At 38.7% G+C, this 2,933-nt stretch carries 3 protein-coding genes; 1 reads left to right on the top strand and 2 read right to left on the bottom strand.

Annotated elements, in window-relative coordinates:
• Window positions 1-248, bottom strand: a 248-nt coding sequence (locus tag B4F08_RS13910) for an Lrp/AsnC family transcriptional regulator (protein WP_291374849.1), incomplete at its 3' end; no start/stop codon positions are given.
• A 280-nt stretch (window positions 249-528) separates the two neighbouring features.
• On the bottom strand, window positions 529-1,293 hold the full coding sequence (locus B4F08_RS13905; protein ID WP_086209320.1) for a glutathione S-transferase family protein: 765 nt from the start codon (window positions 1,291-1,293) through the stop codon (window positions 529-531).
• Window positions 1,294-1,673: 380 nt separating this feature from the next.
• Between B4F08_RS13905 and B4F08_RS13900 the strand changes: the two genes are divergently transcribed.
• Complete coding sequence (locus B4F08_RS13900; RefSeq protein WP_291374847.1) at window positions 1,674-2,876, top strand: SfnB family sulfur acquisition oxidoreductase; 1,203 nt, start codon at window positions 1,674-1,676, stop codon at window positions 2,874-2,876.
• Window positions 2,877-2,933: the final 57 nt, after the last annotated feature.

Genomic DNA, 2,933 nt, shown 5'->3' with positions numbered 1-2,933 from the left:
AACTTGGAAAAAGTGTCGGTATCATGTTTACTCAAAGATACTTGGAGTAAAACATGTAGACTAAACCCGAGTTTTTGATAGTTAATATCTCGCTTAACTTTAGTCATAATCGCATTATCAATCAGATGCTTAATACGACGATGCACCGAACTGACCGATAAATTAATACGCTCTGATAATTCGTTTAGATTGATATCTTCATTACTTAAAATTTCTAAAATTTGCTTATCAAAACGGTCTAATTCCATTTTTTAACTCTCATAATGCATTATGTTTATAGGTGTTTATTTCATATTAAGCTTTTCAGATGAAAGATAAAGCTTATTTGCATATTTTTTTCATTTATTTTCAATTTCATAAAAATATATCAGCTTTTTCAGACAAAGAATGGCATGATCTTTTACAAAGTTGTAAATAGACTGAGAAAATTTCTATTCAACTTCTCTCAATAATTATACTGAAAATACAAGAATGGCAAAGGCTATCTGTATCACATACCTCCTTTGCCTTGTTTGGCTTGAGCTTATCTTAAATGCCGCGCCAGTCGACCCGAGCATTGCGTTCGGTTTGATAGACTCTTAAAACATACTGCCCCAAAGGTAAATTGCTTAAATAGGTTTTATAGGCACTGAATTCTTCAGATAGGCTATCCTCATGGTCTTTTTCCCAAGGAGTCCCTTTAATTTCAAGCACAGGGGCTAACATTGAACACACAGCAATATCCGCCAAACCTAAACGATCTCCCACAAAGTAACGCCCATGATTAGCAATTAACTTTTCATTCAAGACCTCAATTAAACGCTGCATTTCAACTTTCGAGTGCTCAACTTTGTCGGCATTGAGTTCATAACCTTTCGACATCAAAGTTTTAATCAGAGGTTTGGTGTATTTTTCAAATTTACGTAAATAGCCCTTTTCGCCCAACATAATTTGTAGCGATTGGTCATTATCGGATAAAGCATGTGCCAACCCCCAACGGCGAACGTGTAGCCCTAAATCATTGGCTAGAGCATTAACATCTAAAGCCTCTTTACGAAGCTGTGCTTCGCTACGTAACAGTCGATGTTCTGGATAACGCTCATCCAGATATAACGCAATCTCGGTGGTATCTGCGACCCATTTGTCTTGATCACGTAAAATAGGCAATTTATTCTGCCCTGTCTTTAACTGCGCAAACGCCCGATGAACCCCAGGCACTACATTTTGCGCGACAAAATCTAGCTCTTTATGATCGAGCAACCAGCGAGCTTTCTCACAAAAATGAGATAAAGGAAACTGGTATAAAGTTCTCATAAATGCTCCACATTTATTTTTCTATTTTGGCTTTTTAGCAAAGCCATCTATTTCAGTTGGATACTTTAGTCACTGTATTTAAGATTTACAATGTACTTTTTACCCAAAACTGCCCAGCAAATGTTCAACAGCCTTTATCAAATTTATACGTTTTTTTCTCTACAATATCTCAAATCTAAATAAGTAAAAATTTAACGACATTGCTTAGACTGCAACCAAAATACATATTTTATATTTTTCAAACACTTAGAATATTCATCAAATGATTAAACTTAGCATATTTTATTTTTAACTTTTTAGCTGCTAAGCAATTCAAAATCCTTCATTTAATCATTCAAACAATCCCAAGTAGCGTATAGAGATTAAGTAAAGGTGCTTTTATGTCTCATACTCTCTCTAAAAATATTCACGTGATACAAAATGATCAGGATGCGATTAATGCAGCCTATCATGTCGCTGACTTTGCCTTAGAAGGTCGGGATCAACGTGATCAGAACCGTCAGCTTCCATTTGCTGAAATCGAATTATTCAGCAAAAAAGGCTTAGGCGGTATTCGTATTCCTCAAACTTTTGGAGGCGCATTTGTTTCCAATAAAACTTTAGCTCAGGTTTTTCGCATTATTAATAAAGCCGACTCAAGTGTCGGTCAAATTCCACAAAACCAAATTGCGCTACTCAACATGATTGATATTTTAGGTAGCGAACAACAAAAACAGTTTATTTTTAATGAAATATTAAACGGCAAACGCCTTGCCAATGGTGGCCCCGAACGAAATACCAAAGACACTAAAACATTAAATACGACATTAAGCATTGAAAATGGTCGTTACTATGTCGATGGTGAAAAGTTCTATTCTACAGGGAGTAGCTTTGCCCATTGGTTAGCCATTAAAGCCATTCACCCTGAAGGTTATGTGGTACTGACGCTTGTTGATGCCACAGCACAAGGTGTCGAAGTCATTGATAACTGGAACGGTTTTGGTCAGCGTACAACCTCAAGTGGCACAGTAAAATTACAACGGGTTGAAGTCGATCCACTCCTTATCTTTGATGAGCGGAAACTAGCTGAGGACGTTACTTATCGCGGTGCCTTCTCTCAGCTAATGCAAGTCGCGATTGATGTGGGTATTGCAGAAGCTGCGTTTGAAGACACATTGTCAGCGGTTAAAAAAGCCCGACCGATTGTCGATGCGCAGGTTGAGAAAGCCAGTTTTGAACATTACACTTTACAAGAAGTCGGCAAATCTGCAGTGCTGCTGGATGCCGCTATCCTACTGCTCGACGAAGCTGCCGAATATTTAGATGAGCTTGACCAACTAAGCGTTGTCAGTGCGGAACAAGCAGCTCAAGCCTCCATTTTAGTCGCCGAAGCCAAGGTTTATGCCAATGATGCTGCACTACAAATTTCTGAAAAACTCCTAGAGCTTGGTGGGAGTCGTTCGAGCCTAAGCCAACATAACTTAGATCAACATTGGCGCAATGCACGCGTACATACCTTACACGACCCGATCCGCTGGAAGCTGCATGCACTGGGTAACTACTATTTAAATAACACTTTCCCTGCCCGCCACGCTTGGATTTAAGGAGAGCATCATGACTTCATTTCAACCCATTCTTCCTCTTCAATCCCAAGACACGGC

The sequence above is a fragment of the Acinetobacter sp. UBA6720 genome (genome assembly GCF_002454215.1).
In the GTDB taxonomy this organism is placed as follows: Bacteria; Pseudomonadota; Gammaproteobacteria; order Pseudomonadales; family Moraxellaceae; genus Acinetobacter.
This window is presented reverse-complemented; position numbering and strand designations above follow the sequence as displayed.